Below are 5,228 nucleotides of genomic sequence, written 5' to 3' on the forward strand. Positions count from 1 at the left end.
GTTGCCTTGAGATCGGTCAATCAACCGGCCGATCTCAAGGCAACGGACCGAAGTCACGGGACGTGATGATGCAAGCGACCGATCTCGGCGCTCACGTGCCTCACCTGGGTCTAACGTTGGAGCGGATCGTCGGCGATCGACTTCATCGCGCCCGGGCCCTTTACAGGGCGTAGCGCCGTCGCGAGACTTCACCCGTCGAGTTTTCTCTCGCCCGGAGGTTCAACGTGGTACTTCCTCGCCTCTCTCGTGCTCTCATCGCAGGCGCTGCCGGCGCCGCTCTGGCGCTCGGCGTCCTCACGACCGGCTCCGCCGTTGCCGCGCCCGGCGGCGACGCCGGCAGCCCGACGTCGTCCGGCACAGCACCCGCCGTCGCAGGCGAGCTCTCCGCCCAGTCCACCGTGCATCCGAGCCTGGTGCTCGACCGCGACTTCCCCGACCCCGACGTGTCGAAGTTCGGGGACACCTACTACGCGTACGCGACGAACGAGGGCAAGAACCTGCCCTGGGCCACCGCCCCCGACCCGGACGGCCCCTGGAGCTACCGGTCCACGGACGCGCTGCCGGACCTCGGGGCCTGGGCCAAGGAGGGCCGCACCTGGGCTCCCGACGTCTCGCGCCGTGCCGACGGTCGCTACCTGCTCTACTACACGGCCTGGCATGCCGCGTCCGGGCGGCAGTGCATCGGCGCCGCCCTCGCCGACTCCCCCGGCGGCCCGTTCGCGCCGGTCGGTACCCAGCCGCTCGTGTGCCCGCTGGACGCGGGCGGCGCCATCGACGCCTCCAGCTTCACCGATACCGACGGCACCCGGTACCTGATCTGGAAGAACGACGGCAACGCGATCGGCGCCACCACCTGGATCCATGTGCAGCGCGTCGCGGCGGACGGCCTCACGTTCGAGGGCGGCGCCACCCAGGTGCTGCGCAACGACCGGGCCGACGAGGCGGGCATCATCGAGGCGCCGGTGATCACCAAGGTCGGCAGCGAGTACGTGCTCTTCTACTCCGCCGGCCCGTACACCACCGATCAGTACGGGACGAGCTACGCGGTGTCGAGCTCGATCACCGGGCCGTACACCAAGGCGTTCCGTTTCCTCATGACCACCGAGTCGCTCGACGGCGCGGTGGGCGGCCCCGGCGGCGCCGACGTGCTGCGCGACGGCGGGGGCGACAAGCTGGTCTTCCACGGACACCGGGACGCGGGCGGGCGCGGGATGTACGTGGCCGACCTCGGCTGGGCCGACGGATACCCCGTGGTGCGGGGCAGCCGGGTCCGGTACGAGGCCGAACGTGGCACCCTGAACAGCTGCTCGGTGCGCGAGAACGCGGCCGGCGCGTCCGACGGCAAGGTCGTCGCGTACATCGACCACGCCGACAGCTGGGTCGACGTCGGCTCGATCTACATGCCCACGACCGGCGACTACTCGCTGCACGTGGGCTATGCCAACGGTTCCGCCGGGACGGCGAGCCACACCGTCATGGTGAACGGTGCGGGGGCAGGGTCCATCAGCTATCCCGTGACCGGCTGGGACAGCTGGCGGCAGGCGACCAAGAGCGTCACCCTCCAGGCGGGCTGGAACACGATCCGCCTGGGCAAGGGGACCGCGTTCGCCGAGCTCGACTACATCGAGGTCGCGTGATGTATCTTGATATCAAGATACTCGGCATCGAGGAGTGGTCATGGCGGACTGGAACCCCAGCGCATACCTGCAGTACACGGACGAGCGGTCCCGCCCGTTCACGGAGCTGGTCGCTCGGGTGCCCGGGACCCCTGCCACCGTCGTCGACCTGGGCTGCGGCCCCGGCCACCTCACCGCCGTGCTCCGAGCACGCTGGCCCGACGCCCACGTGACCGGCGTCGACGCCTCCCCCGCCATGATCGAGCGGGCACGCGCTGCCGACCCGGGCACCGACTACGTCCTGGCGGACCTCAGCACGGACGACCACACGGCCGACCTCGTCATCAGCAACGCGGCGCTCCAATGGGTGCCGGGGCACCGTGAGCTGCTCACCACGCTCGCCGACCGGGCGGCACAGACGTTCGCCTTCCAGGTCCCCGGCAACCACGACGCGCCCAGCCACCAGCTGCTGCGCGAGGTCGCCGGGCGCGAGCCGTACGCCGACGTCGTCGGGCCGGTCGTGCGCCGGTCCAGTGCCGACCCCGTCGAGTACCTGGACCTCCTGGCCCGGCCCGGCTGGGCCGTGGACACCTGGGAGACCACGTACACGCACCTGCTGCACGGGCCCGACCCGGTGCTCCGCTGGATCTCGGCGACGGGTGCTCAGCCCACCCTCCAGGCCCTGGAGGCCAAGGACCCAGCGCTGCGCGCCCGGTTCGAGGAGGAGTTCGGCGCGGCGCTGCGCGCGGCCTACCCCGAGCACTCCTACGGCACGCCGCTGGCGTTCCGCCGGGTGTTCGCGGTCGCCACGCGGGACTGAGCCGGCGGTCAGCCCTCTGCCGTCACCCGGGACCGCAGGCTCTTGAGCTCGGTGTCGACGTACTGCCGCGTGCGGCTCATCACCAGCCTGCCGACGAGCCACGCCAGACCGCCGGTCTGCGTGATCGCGAGCGTCACCAGCGAGCGGCCGTCGGGCAGCCGCTCCACCAGGTGCTCCGCCTGCGTGGTCACGCCCGGCGCCTCGCTGATCCACGCGAAGTGCCGCGGCGGGTCCCACTCGTCGACGAGCCAGACCGCCAGGGGCAGCTTCGGCTGCTCGATCCGCACCTGCGTGCCGACGTCCGGCGGGTTCGGTCCGTCGATGATCGCCACGGACGTCATGGAGGGCGTCCAGTCCGGCATGTGCTCGACGTCGGACAGGACGGCCCACACGGCCTCTGGCGAGGCGTCGATCTCTGCGGAGGTGCTGTAGTTCGGCATGTGCGCTCCTGCTCGTCTCCGGTGGTCGCCGACCGGCGTCACTCCCATAGTCTCGGCCCACGGCACCTCGTGCGACGTGACGACACACGGCCGGGGACCGCTGGTCCGGCGTGTGCGACACCCTCGGAGCGGTCCTAAGCTTCCCGCATGACTGATCGACCCCTTCGTATAGGGCTGCAGCTGCAGCCGGAGCACGCCGACTACTCCGTGCCAGCGGCTGGAGCCAGATGACGTCTGGTGCCACCGCGGTCCGAGCACGCACCTACGCAGGTGGCAACGTACGCCCTATTCAGCGATCGTTCAACGGAATCACCGACGGCACCTGTCGGCGGCGGCCGACGAGCCCTGTCGCTACGCTGGCCGCGTGAGCTCAGGTGCGGCACGCACGATGACAGGTAGCACACGGACCCGGTTGGTGATCGTGCGCGGGCCCTCCGGGTCGGGGAAGACCACCGTCGCTCGGGACCTGCGAGAGCGAATGGGCCGCGGCACCGCACTGGTCGAGCAGGATTATCTGCGGCGCAGGCTGCTGTGGGAGAAGGACACTCCCGGAGCCTTGAACATCTCGCTGATCGACGCTGTCGCCCGTCACGTCCTAGACGCCGGCTACGACGCCGTCGTGGAGGGCATCCTCTACGAGCCCAGGTACGGCGATATGTTGCGAGCTCTGGTTGCTCATCACGCGGGCTCCACCGTGGTCGCCTACCTGGATGTGCCCTTCGAGGAGACCGTTCGCCGACACGCCGGGCGTCCCCAAGCCACCGAGTTCACACCCGAGCAGATGGCCACGTGGTGGGCGCCCAATGATCGTCTCGGGCTCGACGGCGAGGTCGTGATCGGTCCGAGGTCCACAGCCAGCCAGACCGCCGACCTGCTCCTGACCGCACTCGATGACAGGTGCTCTGCCGACGCATCGCCCCAGACGACCGGCAGGGAGCCATGACCATCACCATCTCCTCGCTATCCGTCCCAATAATCGATGGCGTGATCAGCCTGATGGACCAGGGCGATCCGTTCATCAGGGCGCGGACCGCTTCGGACTACTGGGCGTACGCGACGCTGTTCTCCTCCACATGCCCGGTAGCGTTCGTCCACGGCGTCCTCGCCGGCGCCGTGACGGCATTCCGAAGCCAAGACGATCCCAGCGGGGTGTACGTGCAGGACGTCATGGTCCACCCGGACCATCGTCGCCAGGGAGTGGCCACCGCGCTGCTCGACTCCGTCGTCGTGCAGGCGCGCACGTGGGGTTGCACGCGGCTGTGGCTCACCTCGGAGCCGGGCAACCGGGCTGCGGACGCCTCCTGGCGGGCGCGGGGGTGGACGAACCTGCCTGGTGACCAGGAGGTCGACGGCGTGGAGGTCAACTCGAACTTCAAGGGGCCTGGCAAGGACCGCGCGGTCTACGAGCTGTTGATCTAGCGTTCGGCGAGCGCCGTGTCGCTCCAGCGTGTCGCAGCCGTCGTCGGTGTCGTCGGTGTCGTCCAGCAGGGCAGCGTGCACTGCGCCGCGGGTCACGATCCGCGCGTTCAGGTTCAGTTCGCCGTCGCGGGCCTGGGTGCTGGTTGTGCTCATCTGATCCTCCAGTTGTTCCGGGTTTCCAGTGGGGTGTTGCATCCGGCCCGTGACTGATCCCCGGACCGTCCCCGCCGCAGGTGCGGCGAAGTCCGTTACCCGACGCGTGAAACGGTCGTCGGCGACGGGAGATGTGTGGCGGCCGGGGTGGGCGCGAGTGCGCGCAGCACGGGCACGAGGCCCTGCTCGTCGATGGTCCCGGTGACGTGATCGGCGGCCTCGATGACCACGTCGCGGGCCTGACCCATGGCCACTGCTTGGGCGGCCCAGGCGAACATAGGGAGGTCGCTCAGCCCGTCCCCGACCCCGATCGTGAGCTCCCGCGCGATACCCAAGGTGTCGCGGACGTGTTCGAGTGCGGACGCCTTGGACACGCTGCCTGGGGTGACGTCGAGCCAGTCGCCGTCGGCGGGTGTCGCGGTCAGGCCGAGGCGGCGCAGGTCGCCGGCTAGGTCGAGGATCGCGGGAGCGCGCAGGATCATCCGCGGGGTGCGGTAGCGGGCGATCTGGTCGGCCGTCGCGATGCGCTGGGCGCCGTTCACCTCGCCAGCCCCGAACAGGCGGGTCACGTGGTAGCCCCACCCGACCTCTTCGACAGCGATCTGCACACCGAGGAGGCTCTTGCGGACGAGAGCGATCGCAGGGCCCGCGGCGAACGTGAACGTCTTGGTGACCTCATACCCATCGGGCAGGGCAGGGTCGAGGCGCACGGTGACGGCGCCGTTGGAGCAGACCACCGTGCCCGTGGTCAGGCCGAGCGCTCGCGTGATCGGCATCGCG

The 5,228-nt window shown here is 70.0% G+C and carries 6 protein-coding genes; 4 read left to right on the forward strand and 2 right to left on the reverse strand.

Annotated elements, in window-relative coordinates; translation table 11 throughout:
• Nucleotides 1-224: 224 nt before the first annotated feature.
• Both AB0F40_RS27125 and AB0F40_RS27130 read left to right on the forward strand, forming a co-directional pair.
• Nucleotides 225-1,637, forward strand: a complete 1,413-nt coding sequence (locus tag AB0F40_RS27125; RefSeq protein ID WP_357475364.1) for a family 43 glycosylhydrolase — start codon at nt 225-227, stop codon at nt 1,635-1,637.
• A gap of 40 nt (nt 1,638-1,677) precedes the next feature.
• Nucleotides 1,678-2,436 carry a methyltransferase domain-containing protein gene (locus AB0F40_RS27130; RefSeq protein ID WP_357475366.1) on the forward strand — a complete coding sequence of 253 codons (759 nt, stop codon included), beginning with the start codon at nt 1,678-1,680 and terminating at the stop codon, nt 2,434-2,436.
• Between the two features lie 8 nt (nt 2,437-2,444).
• Here the strand turns inward: AB0F40_RS27130 and AB0F40_RS27135 are convergent, their stop codons facing one another.
• Nucleotides 2,445-2,876 carry an SRPBCC family protein gene (locus tag AB0F40_RS27135; protein WP_357475368.1) on the reverse strand — a complete coding sequence of 144 codons (432 nt, stop codon included), beginning with the start codon at nt 2,874-2,876 and terminating at the stop codon, nt 2,445-2,447.
• Nucleotides 2,877-3,264: 388 nt separating this feature from the next.
• Here AB0F40_RS27135 and AB0F40_RS27140 point away from each other — a divergent pair, with 388 nt between their 5' ends.
• Together AB0F40_RS27140 and AB0F40_RS27145 are read left to right on the forward strand one after the other, a co-directional pair.
• Nucleotides 3,265-3,819 (forward strand): AAA family ATPase, encoded by a 555-nt coding sequence (locus AB0F40_RS27140; protein ID WP_357475370.1) that lies wholly within the window; start codon nt 3,265-3,267, stop codon nt 3,817-3,819.
• Nucleotides 3,816-4,295: a GNAT family N-acetyltransferase gene (locus AB0F40_RS27145; RefSeq protein WP_357475372.1), complete on the forward strand. Its 480-nt coding sequence runs from the start codon at nt 3,816-3,818 to the stop codon at nt 4,293-4,295. The genes AB0F40_RS27140 and AB0F40_RS27145 overlap by 4 nt, the downstream gene beginning before the upstream one ends.
• Before the next feature lie 248 nt (nt 4,296-4,543).
• Here AB0F40_RS27145 and AB0F40_RS27150 read toward each other — a convergent pair.
• Nucleotides 4,544-5,228 (reverse strand): HAD family hydrolase (locus AB0F40_RS27150; RefSeq protein ID WP_357475375.1); only part of this gene is annotated, 685 nt, incomplete at its 5' end.

The organism is Promicromonospora sp. NPDC023987, from assembly GCF_040639055.1.
GTDB lineage: Bacteria > Actinomycetota > Actinomycetes > Actinomycetales > Cellulomonadaceae > Promicromonospora.

Coding starts and splice junctions, on each gene's coding strand:
- AB0F40_RS27130 (WP_357475366.1), top strand. CDS start 1,678: ATGGCGGACTGGAACCCCAGCGCATACCTGCAGTACACGGACGAGCGG.
- AB0F40_RS27135 (WP_357475368.1), bottom strand. CDS start 2,876: ATGCCGAACTACAGCACCTCCGCAGAGATCGACGCCTCGCCAGAGGCC.
- AB0F40_RS27140 (WP_357475370.1), top strand. CDS start 3,265: ATGACAGGTAGCACACGGACCCGGTTGGTGATCGTGCGCGGGCCCTCC.
- AB0F40_RS27145 (WP_357475372.1), top strand. CDS start 3,816: ATGACCATCACCATCTCCTCGCTATCCGTCCCAATAATCGATGGCGTG.